The organism is Cupriavidus sp. 2SB, assembly GCF_005503625.1.
GTDB lineage: Bacteria > Pseudomonadota > Gammaproteobacteria > Burkholderiales > Burkholderiaceae > Cupriavidus.
Map to the genome: position 1 here is coordinate 20356 of NZ_SCMX01000003.1, position 19518 is coordinate 39873.

General features: G+C 63.9%; 19 protein-coding genes. 9 read left to right on the forward strand and 10 right to left on the reverse strand.

The window, feature by feature from the left end; all coding sequences use genetic code 11:
* Window positions 1-100 precede the first annotated feature (100 nt).
* Together FFS21_RS01935 and FFS21_RS01940 are read left to right on the forward strand one after the other, a co-directional pair.
* Window positions 101-478: a CidA/LrgA family protein gene (locus tag FFS21_RS01935; protein WP_137923255.1), complete on the forward strand. Its 378-nt coding sequence runs from the start codon at window positions 101-103 to the stop codon at window positions 476-478.
* The gene (locus tag FFS21_RS01940) at window positions 475-1200 is read left to right on the forward strand and encodes an LrgB family protein (protein ID WP_137923256.1); all 726 of its coding nucleotides are present in this window, start codon (window positions 475-477) and stop codon (window positions 1198-1200) included. Before FFS21_RS01935 ends, FFS21_RS01940 begins: the two co-directional genes overlap by 4 nt.
* Window positions 1201-1214: 14 nt before the next feature.
* Here FFS21_RS01940 and FFS21_RS01945 read toward each other — a convergent pair whose 3' ends face one another.
* The 3 genes from FFS21_RS01945 to FFS21_RS01955 all read right to left on the reverse strand — a co-directional run bounded on the left by FFS21_RS01945 (window position 1215) and on the right by FFS21_RS01955 (window position 4120).
* On the reverse strand, window positions 1215-1709 hold the full coding sequence (locus tag FFS21_RS01945) for a glutathione peroxidase (protein WP_137923390.1): 495 nt from the start codon (window positions 1707-1709) through the stop codon (window positions 1215-1217).
* Window positions 1710-1804: 95 nt separating this feature from the next.
* Entirely contained in the window at window positions 1805-2944 is a 1140-nt protein-coding gene (locus FFS21_RS01950) for a PilT/PilU family type 4a pilus ATPase (RefSeq protein ID WP_137923257.1), read from the reverse strand.
* 132 nt (window positions 2945-3076) lie between these two features.
* A complete protein-coding gene (locus FFS21_RS01955; RefSeq protein WP_137923258.1) occupies window positions 3077-4120 on the reverse strand; it encodes a type IV pilus twitching motility protein PilT in 1044 nt (347 codons plus the stop codon).
* 66 nt (window positions 4121-4186) lie between these two features.
* Between FFS21_RS01955 and FFS21_RS01960 the strand changes: the two genes are divergently transcribed.
* Together FFS21_RS01960 and proC are read left to right on the forward strand one after the other, a co-directional pair.
* Window positions 4187-4876 (forward strand): YggS family pyridoxal phosphate-dependent enzyme, encoded by a 690-nt coding sequence (locus FFS21_RS01960; RefSeq protein ID WP_137923259.1) that lies wholly within the window; start codon window positions 4187-4189, stop codon window positions 4874-4876.
* 93 nt (window positions 4877-4969) lie between these two features.
* The gene (gene proC / locus FFS21_RS01965; protein WP_137923260.1) at window positions 4970-5791 is read left to right on the forward strand and encodes a pyrroline-5-carboxylate reductase; all 822 of its coding nucleotides are present in this window, start codon (window positions 4970-4972) and stop codon (window positions 5789-5791) included.
* A 201-nt stretch (window positions 5792-5992) separates the two neighbouring features.
* Here the strand turns inward: proC and ubiA are convergent, their stop codons facing one another.
* From ubiA to recG, 5 genes are all read right to left on the reverse strand, one after another.
* Window positions 5993-6877: a 4-hydroxybenzoate octaprenyltransferase gene (ubiA, locus tag FFS21_RS01970; protein WP_137923261.1), complete on the reverse strand. Its 885-nt coding sequence runs from the start codon at window positions 6875-6877 to the stop codon at window positions 5993-5995.
* 96 nt (window positions 6878-6973) lie between these two features.
* Window positions 6974-7459, reverse strand: a complete 486-nt coding sequence (locus FFS21_RS01975) for a Dps family protein (protein ID WP_130389234.1) — start codon at window positions 7457-7459, stop codon at window positions 6974-6976.
* 100 nt (window positions 7460-7559) lie between these two features.
* Window positions 7560-7760, reverse strand: coding sequence for a hypothetical protein (locus FFS21_RS01980; RefSeq protein WP_137923262.1), 201 nt, complete (start codon window positions 7758-7760; stop codon window positions 7560-7562).
* A gap of 214 nt (window positions 7761-7974) precedes the next feature.
* A complete protein-coding gene (locus FFS21_RS01985; protein ID WP_137923263.1) occupies window positions 7975-8931 on the reverse strand; it encodes a LysR substrate-binding domain-containing protein in 957 nt (318 codons plus the stop codon).
* Window positions 8932-9050: 119 nt separating this feature from the next.
* Window positions 9051-11234: an ATP-dependent DNA helicase RecG gene (gene recG / locus FFS21_RS01990; protein ID WP_137923264.1), complete on the reverse strand. Its 2184-nt coding sequence runs from the start codon at window positions 11232-11234 to the stop codon at window positions 9051-9053.
* Between the two features lie 170 nt (window positions 11235-11404).
* On the opposite strand from recG, the gene queA reads away from it, so the two are divergent.
* From queA to secF, 5 genes are all read left to right on the forward strand, one after another.
* The gene (gene queA, locus FFS21_RS01995) at window positions 11405-12475 is read left to right on the forward strand and encodes a tRNA preQ1(34) S-adenosylmethionine ribosyltransferase-isomerase QueA (protein ID WP_137923265.1); all 1071 of its coding nucleotides are present in this window, start codon (window positions 11405-11407) and stop codon (window positions 12473-12475) included.
* A gap of 21 nt (window positions 12476-12496) precedes the next feature.
* A complete protein-coding gene (gene tgt, locus FFS21_RS02000; RefSeq protein ID WP_137923266.1) occupies window positions 12497-13627 on the forward strand; it encodes a tRNA guanosine(34) transglycosylase Tgt in 1131 nt (376 codons plus the stop codon).
* Window positions 13628-13870: 243 nt separating this feature from the next.
* Window positions 13871-14197 (forward strand): preprotein translocase subunit YajC, encoded by a 327-nt coding sequence (yajC, locus tag FFS21_RS02005; RefSeq protein WP_137923267.1) that lies wholly within the window; start codon window positions 13871-13873, stop codon window positions 14195-14197.
* A gap of 209 nt (window positions 14198-14406) precedes the next feature.
* Complete coding sequence (gene secD / locus FFS21_RS02010) at window positions 14407-16272, forward strand: protein translocase subunit SecD (protein WP_137923268.1); 1866 nt, start codon at window positions 14407-14409, stop codon at window positions 16270-16272.
* A 21-nt stretch (window positions 16273-16293) separates the two neighbouring features.
* Entirely contained in the window at window positions 16294-17268 is a 975-nt protein-coding gene (gene secF, locus FFS21_RS02015) for a protein translocase subunit SecF (RefSeq protein WP_137923269.1), read from the forward strand.
* A 127-nt stretch (window positions 17269-17395) separates the two neighbouring features.
* Here the strand turns inward: secF and FFS21_RS02020 are convergent, their stop codons facing one another.
* Window positions 17396-18388: a response regulator gene (locus FFS21_RS02020; RefSeq protein WP_137923270.1), complete on the reverse strand. Its 993-nt coding sequence runs from the start codon at window positions 18386-18388 to the stop codon at window positions 17396-17398.
* Window positions 18385-19518: a hybrid sensor histidine kinase/response regulator gene (locus FFS21_RS02025; RefSeq protein WP_137923271.1), complete on the reverse strand. Its 1134-nt coding sequence runs from the start codon at window positions 19516-19518 to the stop codon at window positions 18385-18387. The genes FFS21_RS02020 and FFS21_RS02025 overlap by 4 nt, the downstream gene beginning before the upstream one ends.

Genomic DNA, 19518 nt, shown 5'->3' on the forward strand with positions numbered 1-19518 from the left:
GGGAGCAAAACCGTGGGAGACGGGACACCTCATCGGCACCTTGCACGCATCTTGTACGGGAGTACCATGTCGGCAATTTTGGAAATCCCAAGTTGCCCCCATGCTTCAGACGTTTGCCATTCTGCTGGTCTTTCAGACCGTGGGAGAGGTGATCAGCTACGCGCTGCGCCTGCCCGTTCCTGGCCCCGTGATCGGGATGTTGCTGCTGTTCGGCTGGCTGGTGTTCGACAACCGGCTGTTGCCCGTGATCCAGGGTTCGGCCAATGAACTGCTGAAGCACCTGTCCCTGCTGTTCGTGCCTGCCGGTGTCGGCATCATGGTGCACGCCAACCGTATCAGCAGCGAATGGATGCCGATCATCATCGCGCTCGTTGTCTCCACCTGGGTGGCGATCGCGGTTACCGCGCTGGTCACGCGCGCGCTGATGCGCAAGCCGCCTGCCACCCCAACTGTGCCCAACGAGGGAGCGCAGCCATGATGTCTCCGCGCCTCAACGAAATCTGGGTCTATCTGGCAGCAAGCCCGCTGATCGGGCTGACCGCCACGCTGATCGCCTACGTCTTCGCGTTCCGCATCTATGAGCGCGCGCGATTCTCGCCACTGGCCAACCCCGTGATGATCTCGGTGGCACTGCTCGTCACCGTGCTGACCGTAACTGGCACGCCGTACAAGACGTATTTCGATGGCGCGCAGTTCGTCCACTTCCTGCTTGGACCCGCTACCGTTGCGCTGGCGGTGCCGCTCTATACCCAGTTGCCGAAGCTGCGCAGCAACGTGCTGCCGCTGTTGATCGGGCTGGTGGCGGGTTCGTTGGCGGCTGTCGTGTCGGCGGTGGGCGTGGCATATGCGCTGGGCGCGTCGCCAGAGGTCGTGCGATCGCTGGCGCCGAAGTCGGTGACGATTCCGATCGCCATGGGTGTGTCGGAGAAGATCGGCGGACTGCCTTCGCTGACCGCTGTGCTGGTGATGGCCACCGGCATCATCGGCGCGATCAGTGCCACGGGGTTGCTGAACCTGCTGCGCGTGCGCGACTACACAGTACGCGGCTTCGCCACGGGCGTGGCCGCGCATGGCATCGGCACGGCCCGCGCCTTCCAGGTCAGCCAGGAGGCCGGCGCGTTTGCCGCCCTCGGCATGGGACTCAACGGCGTGCTGACGGCCATCCTCGTTCCCGTGCTGGCCACCTTCATGCCGCGCTGATTCTCACCGTTCGATCAGACGCCCGGGTCCGCGAGCAGCGATTCGATGTCGCCGCGAATCTCGTCGGGCTTCGTCGTTGGCGCGTAGCGCTTGAAGACCGTGCCGTCGCGGCGCAGCAGGAACTTGGTGAAGTTCCACTTGATGGCCTGCGTGCCGAGCAGGCCGGGCTTCTCGGCAGTCAGCCACTTGTAGAGCGGATGGGCGTCGCTTCCATTCACGTCGATCTTTCCGAACATCGGGAACGTGACGTGGAAACGCGACTCGCAGAACGCGCCGATCTGCTCCGCATCGCCCGGCTCCTGCTTGCCGAACTGGTTGCACGGAAAGCCCAGCACATCGAAACCCTTCGTCTGATACGTATCCTGCAACGTCTGTAGGCCCGCATACTGCGGCGTGAAACCGCACTCGCTGGCCGTGTTGACGATCAGCAGCACCTTGCCGCGAAAATCGTCGAGCGGCACTGGCTTGCCCGACAGCGAACTGGCTTCGAATTCGTAGACATTGGCCATCATGGGCTCCTCGGAATGTGAAACGGGTCAGGCCGAAGAATACTCCGCCTGACCCGTCCAGGGTGAAGGGTGAAGCTTGAACGCTGCCGTACTGGTCAGATAACGTTCAGATGCTCCGTACCTGCACCGAGATCGGTATCGCGATGGCGCGCACTGTGCAGCTTGATCATCAGTCGCAGGTCATTGAGCGAATCGGCGTTCTTGAGCGCATCCTCGTACGTGATCTTCTCAGCCTCGTAGAGCTCGAAGAGCGCCTGATCGAACGAGATCATGCCCTGCTCGCGGGATTTCTTGATCACCTCCTTGAGCTCGGCAATCTCGCCCTTGAAGATCAGGTCGGCCACCAGCGGCGTGCCGATCATGATTTCCACGGCCGGCACCCGGCCCTTGCGACCCGCGCGCGGCAGCAGGCGCTGCGAGATCATCGCCTTGAGGTTCAGCGACAGGTCGATCAGCAACTGATGGCGCTTCTCCTCGGGGAAGAAGTTGACGATGCGGTCAATGGCCTGGTTGGCATTGTTCGCGTGCAGCGTAGCCAGGCACAGGTGGCCCGTTTCGGCATACTGCATTGCGTACTCCATCGTCTCGCGGTCGCGGATTTCGCCGATCAGGATCACGTCGGGCGCCTGACGCAGCGTATTCTTGAGCGCGATGTGCCACGACTCCGTATCGATACCGACCTCTCGCTGCGTCACGATGCAGTTCTGATGCGCGTGGACGTATTCGATCGGGTCTTCGATTGTGATGATGTGCCCGTACGAGTGCGCATTGCGGTGGTCGAGCATCGCCGCCAGTGAAGTGGACTTGCCCGAACCCGTTGCCCCCGTCACGATCACAAGGCCGCGCTTGGACATCACGATGTCCTGCAGCGACTTCGGCAGGTCCAGATCGTCCACGGACGGGATCTGCGTGTTGATCGTCCGCACCACCATGCCGGCCCGGCCCTGCTGGATGAACGCCGACACACGGAAGCGGCCCGCATTGGGCGCCGTGATCGCGAAATTGCACTCGCGCGACTCTTCGAACTCCCTCACCTGCCGCTCGTTCATGATCGAGCGCACCAGGCCCAGCGCCTGCGTCGGATTCAGCGGCTGCTGCGAGACCGGCGTGATCTTGCCATCCACCTTGATGGCCGGCGGGAATTCGGAGGTGATGAACAGGTCCGAGCCGCGGTTGTTCACCATCAGCTCAAGCAAGTCGTTGATGTACTTCGATGCAGATTCGCGGTCGAGCATAGTCACTCCGTTTCACTTGGAAACTGGTTCAGGAGGGAGCGTAGCGGTTCTGACCAGGCGCGCGGCCGCAGACAGTACAAACAGTACGGCAAGGCCGCGCAACGACGCCAGAATCCTCCTGAAGCAGTTTCCTCAGCCCATGAAGGCGTCGGGGTTTTTGGCAATCGCCCGCGCATCGTTGTAGTTGATCGACCCGCGCTTGATCAGGTCACTCAGGCCCTGGTCCAGCGTCTGCATGCCCATGCCGCTGGAGGTCTGCATCATCGAGTACATCTGCGCGATCTTGTTCTCGCGGATGAGGTGTCGGATGGCCGGCGTGGCGATCATGATCTCGTGCGCGGCAATCCGGCCGTTGCCATCGCGCGTCTTGAGCAGCGTCTGCGAAATCACCGCTTCGAGCGATTCCGACAGCATGGTGCGGACCATGTCCTTTTCTTCGGGCGGGAACACGTCCACCACCCGGTCGATCGTCTTGGCAGCGGAACTGGTGTGCAGCGTGGCAAAGACCAGGTGGCCCGTTTCGGCCGCGGTCAGTGCCAGCCGGATGGTTTCCAGATCGCGCAATTCACCCACCAGGATCACGTCCGGGTCTTCACGCAGTGCCGAGCGCAGTGCGTTGGCAAACGAGTGCGTGTGCGGACCCAGTTCGCGCTGGTTGATCAGGCTCTTCTTGGACTCGTGCACGAATTCGATCGGGTCCTCGACCGTGAGGATGTGGCCCATGTCGCTATCGTTGCGGTGATCCACCATTGCGGCCAGCGTGGTGGACTTTCCCGAGCCCGTAGGTCCGGTCACCAGCACCAGCCCGCGCGGCTTCATGCAGAGATCCGCGAACACCGCCGGTGCCCGGAGATCGTCGAGCGTGAGTACCTTCGACGGAATCGTCCGGAACACGGCGGCGGCGCCGCGCTGCGTGGTGTAGGCATTGACCCGGAAGCGGGACAGGCCAGAGATCTCGAACGAGAAGTCGATTTCCAGCCGTTCCTCGTACATCTTGCGCTGCACGTCGCTCATGATGTCGTACACCATGGCGTGCACATCCTTGTGCGTCATGGCTGCGACATTGATGCGGCGCATATCGCCGTGAATCCGCACCATCGGCGGCATGTCAGCCGAGAGGTGAAGATCGGAAGCCTTGTTCTTGACCGCGAAGGCCAGAAGCTGTGCGATGTCCATCTATAATGACCCCACCCTAAAAACCCGCTTATTGTTTTACTTCTTGATATATATGTTCGCCGGATTATGTCTGTAATCGCCGCCAACTTGCAAGCCGTGGAAAGTGACATCGCGGCGGCTGCACAACAGGCGGGAAGACCCGCTTCGGAGGTCGCCTTGCTGGCCGTTTCCAAGACCGTTCCGGTGGCCAGGATCCGCGAGGCATATGAGGCCGGACAGCGCGCGTTCGGCGAAAACTATGTACAGGAAGGCGTGGAAAAGATCGGGGCGCTGGACGATCTGCGCGGCGGCATTGTCTGGCATTTCATCGGACCGTTGCAAAGCAACAAGACCCGCGTGGTGGCCGAGCAGTTCGACTGGGTACATGCCATCGACCGGCTGAAGATTGCCGAGCGGCTCTCCGCCCAGCGGCCGGCCGGCCTGGCACCGCTGCAGGTCTGCATCCAGGTGAATATCAGCGGTGAAGACACCAAGAGCGGCGTGGCGCCCGATGAAGTGCCTGCGCTGGCCCAGGCCATCGCAGCCTTGCCGAATCTCCAACTGCGTGGGCTGATGGCAATTCCGGCGCAGGCGAACGATCCGGTGGCACAGCGCCGGCCGTTTGCCGATTTGCGCAGGTTGCTTGATCAACTACGCCAATCCGGGCTAAACGTGGACACGCTCTCGATGGGCATGTCTGCAGACATGGACGCGGCCATTGCCGAAGGCGCCACGCTCGTGCGCATCGGTACCGCGATTTTCGGCGCGCGGGGCTGACTGCCCCAACGGGTCCGCGCCGGCCCCCGAACCCATGACAAGAACGCCAGCCGATCCAGCCAATGGCGGCGCGCTGGCAGACCAGGAACTTTGATGCTCGATTCCCTCACCTTTGGCTTCCTTGGCGGCGGCAACATGGCCTCCGCGCTGATTGGCGGCCTGGTGGCCCGTGGCGTACCCGCCGGTTCGATCCGCGTGGTCGACCCCTCCGAAGACGCCCGCAAACGTCTGGCACAGGCGCCGGGCGTCCATGCACTGGCCGCTCCGGACGCCGCATTCGGCGCCAGCGACGTCATCGTGCTGGCCGTCAAGCCGCAGCAGTTCCGCGACGCCCTGGCTCCGCTGGAAGCCCTGCTGGGCGACAGCCTGATCATCAGCGTGGCGGCTGGCATCCGCCTGCAGGACATGGCCCGCTGGCTCGGCCGTACCCGTCTGGTGCGTGCCATGCCGAATACCCCGGCGCTGGCCGGCATGGGCATGACCGGACTGGCGGCCGCCCCGGGGCTGTCCGAGGCCGACCGCGCCGTCGCAAGCGCCGTGGCCGAAGCCGTGGGCCAGTGTGTCTGGGTCGACAACGACGACCAGATCGACGCCGTCACCGCCATCTCCGGCAGCGGCCCGGCCTACGTGTTCTATTTCGTGGAAGCGATGGAACGCGCCGCCATGGAAATGGGACTCTCCGCCGAACAGGGCCGCCAGCTTGCGGTGGAAACCTTCCGCGGCGCAGCGGCGCTGGCCGCCGAGTCGCCCGAGCCCGTGTCGCTGCTGCGCGAGCGCGTGACATCGAAGGGCGGCACGACCTACGCGGCGCTGACGGCGATGGACGCGAGCGGGATGAAGGAAGCGTTTGTGAAGGCGATGCACGCGGCTGCGGAGCGCGGCCGGGAGATGGGGGCGGAATTCGGGAAGGATTGAGGGGTAGTCCACTCCGCTTGTTACTCCCCTCTCCCGCTTCCATTCTTTCTCCCCTCTCCCGCTTGCGGGAGAGGGGCGGGGGTGAGGGTTGGCCTGTGGTGAACGGAAGCGTTTGTCACGGGCGACACGCTTGCCCTCACCCCCAACCCCTCTCCCTGAGGGAGAGGGGAGCAAACTCAGCGGAGTTTAGGGGCTTTGCGCTTACCTCATCCAATACGCCCCAAACGTCCCAGCAAACACACAGGCCCCCAGCCAGTTGTTATGCCGGAACGCCGCGAAGCATTTCATCCGGTCGCGCTCGCGGATCAGGGTGTAGTGATAGCCAGCGAGAACCGCCGCAGCCGCCAGCCCCGCGAAGTACGGCCAGCCCAGTTCCAGCAGCAGTCCAGCCCAAGCCATCAGGCCCAGGAACACCGCGTAGCAGATCATGATCGCGGCCACGTCAAAGCGTCCGAACGTAATGGCCGAAGTCTTCATGCCGAGCAGCAGGTCGTCATCGCGATCGACCATCGCGTAAGCGGTGTCGTAGGCCACGGCCCAGAACACATTGGCTGCCAGCATCAGCCAGGCCACAAAAGGCACCTGGCCCTGGATAGCCGCGAACGCCATCGGGATACCGAAGCCGAACGCGATGCCCAGATAAGCCTGCGGGATGGCGAAGAAACGTTTGAAGAAGGGATAGGTGCCGGCCAGCACTGCCGCCACCACGGCCAGCCACTTGGTCAGCCCGTTCAGCGGCAGGATCAGCAGGAACGACACCACGGTGAGCACGCCCGCCACCATCAGGGCTTCCCAACTCGCGATCAGGCCGGCGGTCAGCGGTCGTTCCTTCGTGCGCTTCACATGGCGGTCGAAATCGCGGTCTGCCCAGTCGTTCATTGCGCAACCCGCCGAGCGCATCAGGAACGTACCGACGAAGAAAATCCAGAACATCTGCCACGAAGGCGGCCCCCCATCGGCCATCCAAAGCGCCCACAGCGTGGGCCAGAGCAGCAGAAGCGTGCCGATGGGCTTGTCGATGCGCACCAGCCGCGCGTAAAGCGCGAGGCGGCTCGGGTGTCGGGGGGCGGCAGAGGGTTGGGACATGGCGGACTTCGTAGCAATCTGTAAAGCAAAAACGCGCCCCGGCATGGTTTGCCGGGGCGCGTCGTACCGGATCAACCGGTCACTGGCCGATGAGGATCAGGCCAGCAGCGAGCGCAGCATCCACGCGGTCTTCTCGTGCGTCTGCATGCGCTGGGTCAGCAGGTCGGCCGACGGCTCGTCGCCAGCAGCATCGATAGCCGGGAACAGCGAGCGCGCGGTGCGCACCACGGCTTCCTGGCCCTCCACGAGCTTGCGGATCATGTCCGTGGCTTCGGGCACGCCCTCTTCCTCGGCGATCGACGACAGCTTGGCAAACTCGCGATACGTGCCCGGTGCCGGGTAGCCCAGCGCGCGGATACGTTCGGCGATGGAGTCGACGGCCAGCGCCAGCTCGGTGTACTGCGTCTCGAACATCGTATGCAGGGTGTTGAACATGGGACCCGTCACGTTCCAGTGGAAGTTGTGGGTCTTGAGATAGAGGGTGTAGGTGTCAGCCAGCAGCTTGCTGAGCCCTTCCGCGATCTTCTTGCGGTCCTTGTCCGAAATACCAATATTCACGCTCATCTCATTCTTCTTTGCCATGGTGTTTCAGCTCCATTTTTTGTTCAAGCACGAGGATCGGCGTCCGCCGCCGGTTGCGAACATGATGGCGGACAAGACGGCGATCATTATCGCACCAGGATCACGCCGCGAGGAAGGTCAGACCCCGTGCCGCGTCGAGGAACATCGCCATTGCCCCCAGCGCGACAATCGCCATGCCGATCTCCTTGCGCACCACCTTGCGGCGCAGCCGGGCGGCATCGCCGGTGCGCGCCAGGCGCTGTTTAGTGGCCTGCGCCTGCAATTGCCGGAATTCGGAAACAAAAAGATCAACCATTGCCATGTTGTGCTCCCCATGCGGTCACTGGAGGTCTTGCGCCGCTGCAAGCAGCACCGCAAGACCCGATGGAATGGAGTGTATGCATCAACTACTAATGTGACTATTCGATAATTTAAAACTATTGAATAGGCTGGGGCTATGTTGGCCGGACGGCGTTGGCGGGAAATAAAAAACGGCAGGAGAACCCTGCCGTTGGCGATGGATTATCGAAAGGCTGTCAGGCCGCCACTGCCTCGACGGCGGACGCATCGGAGAGTCGGCGCACGCCGGACAGATCGCACGCGGCCACGGCGCGGGCCAGGGCCTCCATGGCCGGCAGACGCGTGAAACTCTTGCGCCATGCCAGAACCACGCGGCGGTCTGGCACCGGATCGGCAAACGGCACATAGGCCAGCAGGTCGTTACGCGGCTTCAGGTCCGGCACCGACGTGCGCGGCAGCACGGTGATACCCACGCCGCTGGCCACCATGTGGCGAATCGTCTCGAGCGACGATCCTTCGAACGTCTTCTGGATACCGTCGGCGGCCTGCGAGAAGCGCGACAGTTCCGGGCACACGCCCAGCACGTGATCGCGGAAGCAATGCCCGCTGCCAAGCAGCAGCATGGTCTGCTGCTTGAGCTCGTCAGGGTCCACCTTGGCCTGTTCGGCCAGGGCGTGCCCGCGCGGAACAGCCACCACGAACGGCTCGTCATAGAGCGGACGCACGGTCAAACCCGAATCCGGGAACGGCTCGGCCATGATCGCGCAATCGATCTCGCCCTGCTTGAGCAGTTCTATAAGCTTGTTCGTGTAGTTCTCCTGCAGCATCAACGGCATTTGCGGCACGGTGTCGATCATCTGCTTGACCAGCGCCGGCAGCAGGTACGGCCCGATCGTGTAGATCACGCCCACGCGCAGCGGACCGGCCAGCGGATCCTTGCCCTGCTTGGCGATTTCGCGGATCGCCATGGTCTGCTCCAGCACACGCTGAGCCTGCGCCACAATCTGCTCGCCAATCGCCGTCACCGACACCTCGGAGGTGCCCCGCTCGAAGATCTGCACGGTCAGCTCGTCTTCCAGCTTCTTGATGGCGACTGACAACGTTGGCTGCGATACGAAGCACGCCTCGGCCGCACGGCCAAAATGGCGCTCGCGCGCAACGGCGACGATGTACTTCAGTTCGGTGAGCGTCATGATTAATCAATTCCGGTTAGGCGATAGATTTTAGCTTCGATTCCGCCGTCTGTCAGATCGACGAAGTAATGTCAGGCATACATCACTTCGCTGACGCATCAAACATTCCGCGAACAACGCTAGGCCTTCAGAAAGTGTTCCCGACCGCCAAGCCAGCGCGAGAGATGCGCCTCCACAGCCTCCGGGAACCGGGCGAGCATCAGCTCAGCAGCTTCCTGCGCGGGATCCACCAGCCAGGCATCGGTCTCCAAATCGGCAAACCGGAGCATGGCCTCCCCCGACTGGCGCGCGCCGAGGAACTCGCCGGGACCACGGATCTGCAGGTCGCGCCGCGCGATCTCGAAACCGTCGGTGGTCTCACGCATCGTGGCCAGCCGTTCCTTGGCCGTGGGCGACAGCGGGGCCTGGTACATCAACAGACAGACGGATTCCGCACTGCCCCGCCCCACCCGGCCGCGCAACTGGTGCAACTGCGCCAGCCCGAAACGCTCGGCATGCTCGATGACCATTAGCGAGGCATTGGGTACGTCCACGCCCACCTCGATCACAGTGGTGGCGACCAGCACCTGCATGCGGTTCGCGCTGAAATCTTCCATCACCGCCACCTTCTCGACGGGCGGCAGCCGGCCATGCACCAGCCCGACGCGCAGGTCGGGCAGCGCGGCCACCAGCGTTTCATACGTCTCCACGGCGGTCTGCAACTGCAACGCCTCGCTTTCCTCGATCAGCGGACAGACCCAGTAGACCTGCCGACCTTCGGCGGCGGCATGATGCACGCGCTCGATGACTTCATCGCGACGCGCATCGTTGACCAGCCGCGTGACGATCGGCGTGCGGCCTGGCGGCAGTTCGTCGATCACGGACACGTCGAGGTCCGCGTAGTAGGTCATCGCCAACGTCCGGGGGATCGGCGTGGCCGACATCATGAGTTGATGGGGCGCCTTGTCCGATGGAGCCGTAGCATCGGCTGCCCCCGCCTTGCCGCGCAGCGCCAGCCGCTGCGCCACGCCAAAGCGGTGCTGTTCATCGACCACGGCCAGCCCCAGATTGGCAAAGCGCACGCCGTCCTGAATCAGTGCATGGGTGCCGATCACCAGCTTGGCTTCGCCCGATTCGGCCAGCGCCACGGCTTCGCGCTTCGCCTTCGCCTTGAGGCTACCCGCCAGCCACGCTACAGGCACGCCCAGTGGCTCCAGCCATGCCGAGAGTTTGCGGTAGTGCTGTTCGGCCAGGATTTCCGTGGGTGCCATCAATGCGGCCTGATAACCGGCATCGATGGCCTGGCACGCGGCCAGTGCCGCCACGATGGTTTTGCCGCTGCCCACATCGCCTTGCAGGAGCCGATGCATCGGGTGCGGCAAGGTCATGTCGGCGGCGATTTCCTCCACCACGCGCTGCTGCGCGCCGGTCAGCTTGAACGGCAACGCGGCCAGGAAGCGGGTCAGCAGGCCATCCGCGCGACGCGGCATTGATGGCGCATTCTTCTCGCGCCGGGCCGCCTGCGAGCGGCGCAGCGATATCTGCTGGGCAAGCAGTTCGTCGAACTTGATGCGGATCCACGCCGGATGCGAGCGATCGGCCAGCGCGGCTTCGCTCTCCTGCGGCGGCGGGTTGTGCAGCAGCCGCAGGCAATCCATCAGTGGCGCCAGCTTCAGCGACGCCAGCGGGCCGCGCAGCACCGGTTGCGGCAATGTCTCGGGCATCGGCGTCCGAGACAGCGCGCCACCAATAGCCTTGCGAAGGTAGGCTTGCGAAATGCCGGCCGTGGCGGGGTAGACCGGCGTCAGGCGATCCGGCAGGGCCTCTTCGGCCACCACGGGGCGCACCGTCGGATGAACCATCTCGGCACCGAAGAAACCGCCACGGATCTCCCCGCGCACGCGCAGCCGCACGCCCTCGGCCATCTGTTTGGTCTGGCTGCCGTAGAAGTTCAGGAAGCGCAGCGTGAGTTCGCCGGTGTCATCGGCGATCTTGACCACGAGTTGCCGACGCGGTCGAAATGTCACCTCGTTGGAGACCACTTCGCCCTCGACCTGCGCCGCCAGCCCAAGCCCTGCGCGCCGGGTGGCCTCGCCGATGGTTTCCAGCGTGGTCTCGTCCTCGTAGCGCAGCGGCAGATGCAGGACGAGGTCGACGGGCCGGCGCAAGCCGAGCTTGGCCAGCCGGGCGGCGGCCGTGGACGGCTTGGCCGCGTTCGGCCCCGACCCATCCTTGGCTGGGGTGGACTTGCCACGCCGGGCCGGTTTGCCGGGGGCCTCAGCGTGTGCGGGTTCGTCGATCGGATCGTTGGCGGTGCCTGGCATCAGCGCGGGAATATGGAGATCACAAGCGGGGCGTGGGCAGCGCGGGGCGCCCAAGCCTTACAATATCGGATTCGCCGATTGTACCCATGCCATGCCGATGCCTGCGGCAGCACTCCGTCACGAGTGCCGCCCGCGCATCGTTTTGCGTGGCCGCGCCGTTTGTCAAACCCATGCTGACTCTGTCCGATTTCGATTTCCCGCTGCCGCCCGAACTGATCGCGCAGTCCGCCCTGCCCGACCGTAGCGCCAGCCGCCTGCTGGTGGTGGATCGGACAGCCCCGGAAGACACTGCCGACGCCGTGCGGATGGTGGATCGCGCATTCAGCGACATCCTCGAATACCTGCGTCCCGACGACCTGCTCGTCTTCAACGACACGCGCGTGATCAAGGCGCGCTTCTTCGGCCAGAAGCCCAGCGGCGGCCGGATCGAGGTGCTGGTCGAGCGCGTGGTGGATACCCACACCGTGCTGGCCCAAGTACGCGCCTCGAAGACACCCGCCGAAGGTAGCGAACTGCTGCTGGCCGACGATGCCTTTTCGGTGACCGTGGGCCCGCGCGTGGACCAGTTCTTCACGCTGCGCTTCCCCGAGCCTGCGCTCGACCTGATCGAGCGCTACGGCCGCCTGCCGCTGCCGCCGTACATCACGCACGACCCCGACGCCTACGATGAAACGCGCTACCAGACCGTGTATGCGCGCAATCCAGGCGCGGTGGCCGCGCCCACCGCCGGGCTGCATTTCGACGATGCGCTGTTCGCGCGCCTCGACGCGGCCGGTGTGCGCCGTGGCTTCCTGACGCTGCACGTTGGCGCGGGCACGTTCCAGCCCGTGCGTACCGAGAACCTGGCCGAGCACAAGATGCACTCGGAGTGGTTTTCGATTCCGCCCGAACTGGCCGATGCCGTGCGCGAGACCCGCACGCGAGGCGGCCGCGTGATCGCCGTGGGCACCACGTCGCTACGCGCGCTGGAATCGGCGGGCGCCGAAGACGGCACGCTGGCCGTCGCCCAGGGCGACACCGATATCTTCATCACCCCCGGCTATCGTTTCCGCGTGGTCGATGCGCTGATCACCAACTTTCACCTGCCCAAGTCCACGCTGCTGATGCTGGTGTCGGCGCTGGCGGGCGTGGAAGCCATCCGCGCCGCCTACCGCCACGCCGTGGAAGGCCGCTACCGCTTCTTCAGCTATGGCGATGCCATGCTGCTGACTGTCCGTGACCGTTGCGAGACGCAGGACTGACCGAATCCCAGGACCAAGAACATGCTCGATTTCGAACTGCTGACCACCGATGGCAACGCCCGCCGCGGCCGCGTCACCCTGAACCATGGCGTCGTGGAAACGCCGATCTTCATGCCCGTGGGCACCTATGGGTCGGTCAAGGCGATGTCGCCGCTGGAACTCAACGAGATCGGCTCCCAGATCATCCTCGGCAACACATTCCATCTGTGGCTGCGTCCCGGACTGGACGTGGTGGAAGCCCACGGCGGCCTGCACAAGTTCATGGGCTGGGACAAGCCGATCCTGACCGATTCGGGCGGCTTCCAGGTGTTTTCGCTCGGTGAACTGCGTAAGATCACCGAGGAAGGCGTCACGTTCGCGTCGCCGGTCAATGGCGACAAGCTGTTCCTGTCGCCCGAGATTTCGATGCAGATCCAGCGCACGCTCAATTCGGACATCGTCATGCAGTTCGACGAATGCACGCCCTACGAGATCGATGGCCGCCCCGCCACGCACGAGGAAGCGGCCAAATCCATGCGCATGAGCCTGCGCTGGGCCAAGCGCTCGCGCGACGAATTCGAGTCGCTCGCCAATCCGAACGCGCTGTTCGGCATCGTGCAGGGCGGCATGTACGAGGACCTGCGCGACGAGTCGCTGGCCGGCCTGTCGGAACTGGACTTCCACGGCTACGCCATCGGCGGTCTGTCGGTGGGCGAGCCCAAGGCAGACATGATGCGGGTGCTGGAACACGTGGGTCCGCGCCTGCCGGCCAACAAGCCGCACTACCTGATGGGTGTGGGCACGCCGGAAGACCTGGTCGCAGGCGTGGCGCATGGCGTGGACATGTTCGACTGCGTGATGCCGACGCGCAACGCGCGCAACGGCTGGCTGTTCACGCGCTTCGGTGACGTGAAGATCCGCAATGCCGCCCATCGCAACGATCCGCGCCCGCTCGACGAGCAGTGCGGCTGCTACACCTGCCGCAACTTCTCGCGTGCCTACCTGCACCACCTGCACCGCGTGGGCGAGATCCTCGGCGCACGGCTCAACACGATCCACAACCTGCATTACTACCTGGAACTGATGAGCGAAATGCGCACCGCCATCGAGGAACACCGCTTCGAGGCGTTCCGTCGCCAGTTCGCCGAGAACCGCGCGCGCGGCACCAAATAGCCTCCATGTATCCAAAACCAGACAGGTAGCGGAAAGCCCGGTAGAACTTTTCGCGGCCTGATGGTCGAATACCTGCCCGCCGAGCGGGTGGTCTCCGGGAACGAGGTATTTCTGTCACGTACTTAAAGTACTTTCGGAGCACCCCGAGCAAACCCGGAATTCGCCCTAGAATGCCCAAGGCGGGACGACAACGGGTGATAGAATGCCCGATTCACTGAATGACCTTTGTGACGGAGAAGTAACGTGCTGATTTCGAACGCTTTTGCTCAGACCGCTGGCGCTGGCGGCGCAGCGGGTGGCCTGATGAGCTTCCTGCCGATCATCCTGATGTTCGCGGTGCTGTGGTTCATCATGATCCGCCCGCAGATGAAGCGGCAAAAGGAAGCCAAGGCCATGATGGAAGCACTGGCAAAGAACGACGAAGTCGTGACCGCCGGCGGCATCCTGGGTCGTGTAACCAAGGTCAATGAGAACTACGTGACGGTAGAAGTGGCGGAAGGCACGGAAATCACCGTGCAGAAGAACGCCGTGACCACCGTCCTGCCGAAAGGCACGCTGAAGTCGCTCTGATCCGGACTGCCTCAATCGCCTGATCCCGGCACGGTCTACCGCAGCAACCGCCGCGAGAGACCGCCCCCTGCGCAGCCGCCTGAACCAGCCCGCGGGTCCACCCGGACCCGGCCCGGAGCTGCCAGGCGGCTGTTTGCCAACCGGTCCGGCCGATCCGGCGCGCACTGCGCGCGACAATCGGCCACGCCAACTGCAACGACTGGCCAAAGATGAATCGTTACCCGCTTTGGAAGTACATCGTGATTCTGGTGGCCCTGGCCATCGGGATCATCTACACCCTGCCGAACTTCTTCGGCGAGGCACCCGCTGTGCAGGTGTCCTCCGCAAAGGCCACGGTCAAGGTCGACCTGGCCATGCAGAAACAGGTCGAGGAAGTGCTGGCCCAGAACCAGCTGCAGCCCGACGGGGTCTTTTTCGATCTCGCCGGCCAGTCCGGCTCGGTCAAGGCACGTTTCCGCACGACCGACGAGCAGCTCAAGGCCAAGGACGTCCTGTCCCGCGCGCTCAATCCCAACGCCAACGATCCCACCTATGTGGTGGCGCTGAATCTGCTGTCCGGCTCGCCGCAGTGGCTCACCTCCCTGCACGCACTGCCGATGTACCTGGGCCTGGACCTGCGCGGTGGCGTCCACTTCCTGCTGCAAGTCGACATGAAGGGTGCCGTCGACAAGAAGCTCGACAGCCTCTCGGGCGATGCCCGTACGTTGCTGCGCGACAAGAACATCCGCCATTCCGGCATCGACCGTGACGGCGACCGCCTGACCGTGCGCTTTGGCAATGCTGGCGAGGCCGACCGCGCACGCGCTGTCCTGGCCGATAGCCTGCGCGAGCTGGCATTCACCGTGGACGGCAACAACGTCACCGGCGTGTTTACCGATGCTGCCCGCAAGGCCGTGCAGGACGCCGCCGTCAAGCAGAACATCACCACGCTGCACAACCGCGTGAACGAACTCGGCGTGGCCGAGCCCGTGATCCAGCAGCAGGGCGCCGACCGTATCGTCGTGCAACTGCCGGGCGTGCAGGACACGGCCAAGGCCAAGGACATCATCGGCCGTACCGCCACGTTGGAAGCCCGCCTGGCCGATCCGGACGCACCGCGCAACCCGCGTCCGGGCGACCCGGTGCCGTTTGGCGACGAACTGTTCACGCAAGGTAACGGCGCGCCGGTGATCCTGCGCAAGCAGGTGATCTTCACGGGCGACCGCATTGAAAGCGCGTCGGCCGGCTTCGACCAGAACCAGCGCCCCTCCGTCAACATCAAGCTCGATGCACAGGGTGGCCGCACGCTGCGTGACGTGTCGCGCGAGAACATCGGCAAGCCGATGGGCATCGTCCTGTTCGAAAAGGGCAAGGGCGAAGTGCTGACCGTGGCGACGATCCAGTCGGAACTGGGTTCGAGCTTCCAGATCACCGGCTCCTACTCGACCGAAGCTGCCAACGACCTGGCGCTGCTGCTGCGCGCCGGCTCGCTGGCCGCACCGATGGAAATCATCGAGGAACGCACGATCGGCCCGTCGCTGGGCGCGGACAACATCCAGAAGGGCTTTGACTCCGTCGCCTACGGCTTTGCGGCCATGGGCGTGTTCATGATCTTCTACTACATGCTGTTCGGCGTGTTCTCGGTAATCGCGCTGGGCGTGAACCTGCTGCTGCTGATCGCGCTGCTGTCGATGCTGCAGGCCACGCTGACGCTGCCCGGCATCGCCGCTATCGCGCTGGTGCTCGGCATGGCCATCGATGCGAACGTGCTGATCAACGAACGTATCCGGGAAGAGTTGCGCGCGGGCGCGTCGCCGCAGATGGCCATTGCCATCGGCTTCGACCGCGCCTGGGCCACCATCCTGGACTCGAACGTGACCACACTGATCGCAGGCCTGGCGCTGCTGGCGTTCGGCTCGGGTCCTGTGCGCGGCTTTGCCGTGGTGCACTGCCTGGGCATCCTGACCTCGATGTTCTCGGCGGTGTTCTTCAACCGCGGCATCGTCAACCTCTGGTACGGCCGCAAGAAGAAGCTGCAGAGCCTGGCCATTGGCCAGGTCTGGAAGCCGGGCCCCGATACCCCGGTCACCAAGTAAGCCAGGACAGGAACACACATCATGGAATTTTTCCGCATCAAGCGCGACTTTCCGTTCATGAAGCACGCGTTGATCTTCAACGTGGTCTCCTTCCTGACGTTTGCCGCTGCCGTCTTCTTCCTCTGGCACAAGGGCCTGCACCTGTCGATCGAGTTCACCGGCGGTACGGTGATGGAAGTCAACTACCAGCAGACCGCCGATCTCGAAAAGATCCGTGGCCAGGTAGGCAAGCTCGGCTATAGCGACGTGCAGGTGCAGAACTTCGGCACCTCGCGCGACGTGATGATCCGCCTGCCGCTGCAGAAGGGTCCGGACGGCAAGCCCGTAACCTCGGCGCAGCAGAGCGAACAGGTGATGGGCGCGCTGACCGCCTCCGCGCCTGACGCCAAGCTCCAGCGCGTGGAATTTGTGGGGCCGCAGGTAGGCAAGGAACTGGCCACCGACGGCCTGCTGGCGCTGCTCTGCGTGGTGGCCGGTATCGTGATCTACCTGTCGTTCCGGTTCGAATGGAAGTTCGCCGTGGCGGGCATCATCGCCAACCTGCACGACGTGGTGATCATCCTGGGCTTCTTCGCGTACTTCCAGTGGGAGTTCTCGCTGTCGGTGCTCGCGGCAATCCTTGCGGTGCTCGGTTACTCGGTGAACGAATCGGTCGTGATCTTCGACCGGATTCGCGAAGCCTTCCGCAAGTACCGCAAGATGAGCACCCACGAAGTCATCGACCACGCCATCACCAGCACGATGTCGCGGACCATCATCACCCACGGCTCGACCGAAATGATGGTGCTGTCGATGTTCTTCTTCGGCGGCCCGACGCTGCACTACTTCGCACTGGCCCTGACCGTGGGTATCCTGTTCGGTATCTACTCGTCGGTGTTCGTGGCTGCGGCACTGGCCATGTGGCTGGGCGTCAAGCGCGAAGACCTGGTCAAGGGCGACAAGAAGGGAGGCGACTCCACCGACCGCAACGACCCGAACTTCGGGGCGCAGGCCTGACGGTCATCGCTGTCATCGACAAAGAAAGCGACAAAGAAGCGACAAAGAAGCGACAAAGAAGCGACAAAATAAAAAGGCACCTTCGGGTGCCTTTTTATTTTCCTCCGGGCCGCTACCGGCCGAGCCATCAGACTTCCGTCAGGTTCTCGATCCAGACCGCCAGGCGATCCGACGCAAACGACTCGGTACGGGTGCCGGTGCGCGCCGAAATGGCATCGCCCTCGCGCACCAGTTGCAGCGCCCCGCCTGCTTCCTCCAGCCACAGCAGCGTAGCCAGCCAGGCAGCGTGTTCGGCCGACACGGCTTCGCCCACTGGATTGGCGACAAACTCGCTCAACGCTGCGGGGGACGTCCAGGTGATGACGTCGCCATCACGGCGCACGGACGCGCCAAGCGCCTCGGCCAACACCGCCGCCACATCGCCAGCGCCACGGCCCGCTGCGCGCAACGCCGCGAGCCTCAAGCCGACCGCATGGCCAAACGATCCACTGCGCTGGCTTTCCGCGCCGATCACGTCCGCGTAGTCCATGCGCTGCCAGTCCGGCTCGGCATTCTTCGCACCGGCCAGCGAGGTACCCGACAGATACGTCTCCACCGGCTGGAATTTTCCAGGACCGATCAGGCTCGCACACAGCGCATGCACCATGCCCACGCGCGTCGCCACGGTCTGCTTCTGCAGCACCATCAGCTTCTCGCGTACAAGCTGGTCGCGCTCGCGGCGCAGCCCGGACAGTTCCAGCGCTTGCTTCAGTTCCATGCGCAGCGCCGTAATGTCCCACGGCTTCTTGATGTAGCGATGGATCTGGCCCTGGTTGACTGCCTCGACGGTCTGGTCGAGCTCCGAGTAGGCCGTGGTCAGGATGCGCACGATGTGCGGGTAGCGCTCGCGCGCATACCGCAGCAGTTCGTTGCCATACTCGCCCGGCATACGTTGGTCGGACACCAGCACGGCAAGGCTCTCGGCGTGGGCATCGAGCAGCGCCTTGCCCTCCTCCACCGACTGGCCGGTCACCACCGGTGCAAGCTGCCCGATGGCGCGCTGGAAATACTTGACTGCGGTAGCTTCGTCGTCGACGAACAGAATCGCCGGGGGTGCCTGCGTCATATTCGGTTCGCTCATCGATCACTCCTGTGCATACGATTCTTGAAATTGGGGAAATCGAGGGTAACGGTGGTGCCTGCGCCCGATGCGGACGCTATCCGGATGCCGCCACCAAAAGATTGCATTACGCGATTACAGAAAATCATGCCCATGCCGCTGCCACCCGCCGAGGCGTGCGTGGTCACCGGGTCCACCAGCAGCCGGCCCATCACCTCGGGCGGGATGCCGGGGCCGTTGTCCGCGATGCGGATTTCCGGCCGGTCACCGGACTCCACGACAAAGCGCAGCAACGGCGCCTCGACGTCGGCCAGTGCCCGCAATGCATTGCTCATAACCGACGACAGCACCAGCGCCACGCAATTGGGCAGCGTGAGCACCGGAAAATCACCGATCACATCGACCTGTACCCAACTACGCTGGTTATCGGCAAAAGGGTAGCTATCCAGTAGCGATGCCACCAGCGCGCCCGCACTGACCTCCTGCCCCGGTCCGGTCCGGGGCTTGGTACCACCCGCGCTGCTCCGCACCGACTGAAGGAATGACGACAGCACCGCCAGGCAATACTGGGCGTTATCGTGCATCGCACCAGCGGCATGGCCGATCTCGGTCTGGCGCTGCTGGCTCAGTTCACCTCCGACGCGTGACTCGATGCCACGCGCGAAGTTGGCGATGGCCGCCAGCGGCGTATTCAGTTCGTGGGCAAGAAAGGCCAGCGTCTCGTCGATGGCCATCAGCCGCTGCTGGCGCACCGCGCGCTCGCGGAACCGTTCGCCGGCCAGCCGCAGGACATCCCGCGCACCCGCCACGCCAATCGGCTTCTCCAGGATGCGGAAGACCTCGCCGTTGTTCACGGTTTCGAGCAGCACATCCTTGTCCGCGTAGGCCGTGACCAGAATCCGCACGATCTGCGGATACTCCAGCGACACCTGGCGCAACAGGTCGCCACCATCGCGGCCCGGCATCCGGAAATCGGTCACCAGCACGGATATCCGCGCGTGCTCCGCACGCAGGATGGCGATGGCTTCGTCGGCACCCGTGGCCGACAGCACTTCGTACTCGCTGCCCACAGCGCGGGCAAAATACTTGCAGGCCATCTCCTCGTCATCGACGTAGAGAATGGTAGGACGCGCCTGCGTAACTTCGATCAT

Bases quoted from the DNA above. Each gene is read 5' to 3' on its own strand.
- FFS21_RS01940 (WP_137923256.1), top strand. From the start codon at position 475: ATGATGTCTCCGCGCCTCAACGAAATCTGGGTCTATCTGGCAGCAAGC.
- FFS21_RS01980 (WP_137923262.1), bottom strand. From the start codon at position 7,760: ATGGCAATGGTTGATCTTTTTGTTTCCGAATTCCGGCAATTGCAGGCG.
- FFS21_RS01985 (WP_137923263.1), bottom strand. From the start codon at position 8,931: ATGACGCTCACCGAACTGAAGTACATCGTCGCCGTTGCGCGCGAGCGC.
- FFS21_RS01935 (WP_137923255.1), top strand. From the start codon at position 101: ATGCTTCAGACGTTTGCCATTCTGCTGGTCTTTCAGACCGTGGGAGAG.
- FFS21_RS01960 (WP_137923259.1), top strand. From the start codon at position 4,187: ATGTCTGTAATCGCCGCCAACTTGCAAGCCGTGGAAAGTGACATCGCG.
- FFS21_RS01975 (WP_130389234.1), bottom strand. From the start codon at position 7,459: ATGGCAAAGAAGAATGAGATGAGCGTGAATATTGGTATTTCGGACAAG.
- FFS21_RS01945 (WP_137923390.1), bottom strand. From the start codon at position 1,709: ATGGCCAATGTCTACGAATTCGAAGCCAGTTCGCTGTCGGGCAAGCCA.
- recG (WP_137923264.1), bottom strand. From the start codon at position 11,234: ATGCCAGGCACCGCCAACGATCCGATCGACGAACCCGCACACGCTGAG.
- FFS21_RS02025 (WP_137923271.1), bottom strand. From the start codon at position 19,518: ATGATCGAAGTTACGCAGGCGCGTCCTACCATTCTCTACGTCGATGAC.
- FFS21_RS02020 (WP_137923270.1), bottom strand. From the start codon at position 18,388: ATGAGCGAACCGAATATGACGCAGGCACCCCCGGCGATTCTGTTCGTC.
- FFS21_RS01955 (WP_137923258.1), bottom strand. From the start codon at position 4,120: ATGGACATCGCACAGCTTCTGGCCTTCGCGGTCAAGAACAAGGCTTCC.
- tgt (WP_137923266.1), top strand. From the start codon at position 12,497: ATGCTCGATTTCGAACTGCTGACCACCGATGGCAACGCCCGCCGCGGC.
- proC (WP_137923260.1), top strand. From the start codon at position 4,970: ATGCTCGATTCCCTCACCTTTGGCTTCCTTGGCGGCGGCAACATGGCC.
- secF (WP_137923269.1), top strand. From the start codon at position 16,294: ATGGAATTTTTCCGCATCAAGCGCGACTTTCCGTTCATGAAGCACGCG.
- secD (WP_137923268.1), top strand. From the start codon at position 14,407: ATGAATCGTTACCCGCTTTGGAAGTACATCGTGATTCTGGTGGCCCTG.
- FFS21_RS01950 (WP_137923257.1), bottom strand. From the start codon at position 2,944: ATGCTCGACCGCGAATCTGCATCGAAGTACATCAACGACTTGCTTGAG.
- queA (WP_137923265.1), top strand. From the start codon at position 11,405: ATGCTGACTCTGTCCGATTTCGATTTCCCGCTGCCGCCCGAACTGATC.
- ubiA (WP_137923261.1), bottom strand. From the start codon at position 6,877: ATGTCCCAACCCTCTGCCGCCCCCCGACACCCGAGCCGCCTCGCGCTT.